Origin of the sequence: Psychrobacter sp. FME13 (assembly GCF_014861395.1) — a bacterium.
GTDB lineage: Bacteria > Pseudomonadota > Gammaproteobacteria > Pseudomonadales > Moraxellaceae > Psychrobacter.
Genome location: NZ_RRYV01000359.1, coordinates 1 through 726, shown reverse-complemented (window position 1 = coordinate 726; position 726 = coordinate 1). Strand labels below are relative to the sequence as shown.

Below are 726 nucleotides of genomic sequence, written 5' to 3'. Positions count from 1 at the left end.
GCTTATTCTCCTGTTAGTGGATTATAAGCAGTTACACAGAGTTTGGGAAACTCCCGCAAAACATCTTAGATAGTCTTACTATTTTTCTTAAATTATCAGTTTTCGCCTTGATTTCGTCAATAAACCAATCATCTAAAGCTTTAATGTCTCTAGCAGACCATATATCTCCAGCATATTCATAATCATACTCGTCTTGCGACTCAGAATATTTTGATCTTTTAAATATGGCAAAATCAATGTGATAGCCAGTTGTATAACGCACCCTAACACATCCTGTCTTTACTTCTGGTTCTTCTGAAAACTGATGCATCTCTCGCTTTAATGCATTGGCTATCATATTTCTTGTCGCTAAAGGTCCCAAAATACCTAGGTTGTCTGATTCAAAAACTATAGCCACATCTATGTCATAGTCCTTTCTATCATTTTGGACTATGGTATGCATTGCCATAGATCCTTGCGTTCTAGATTCGGCAATCTTATAACTAGTATTATTTTCGTTATTATATTTTTCTAAACCATTTTTCAATCTCTTTATATTCTTATCTCTTTTATCTCTCAATACATTTTTTTCTTTTTCAGATAGTCTTACATGGTCATTATAAAACTTATTAAACTCTTTGGAGCAGTCGTACATATTAGTATTTCCTTTATTAGAACTTGCTCAAATTTAATATAGTCACTGCACTACAAAAGAGTTATGTTTTGGATGAATATCATAAAACAATT

General features: G+C 32.2%; 1 protein-coding gene. It reads right to left on the bottom strand.

What is annotated here, in order from left to right; all coding sequences use genetic code 11:
• Positions 1-31: 31 nt before the first annotated feature.
• Positions 32-634, bottom strand: a complete 603-nt coding sequence (locus EI164_RS16580; RefSeq protein WP_192521054.1) for a cyclic GMP-AMP synthase DncV-like nucleotidyltransferase — start codon at positions 632-634, stop codon at positions 32-34.
• Positions 635-726 lie beyond the last annotated feature (92 nt).

Coding starts and splice junctions, on each gene's coding strand:
- EI164_RS16580 (WP_192521054.1), bottom strand. CDS start 634: ATGTACGACTGCTCCAAAGAGTTTAATAAGTTTTATAATGACCATGTA.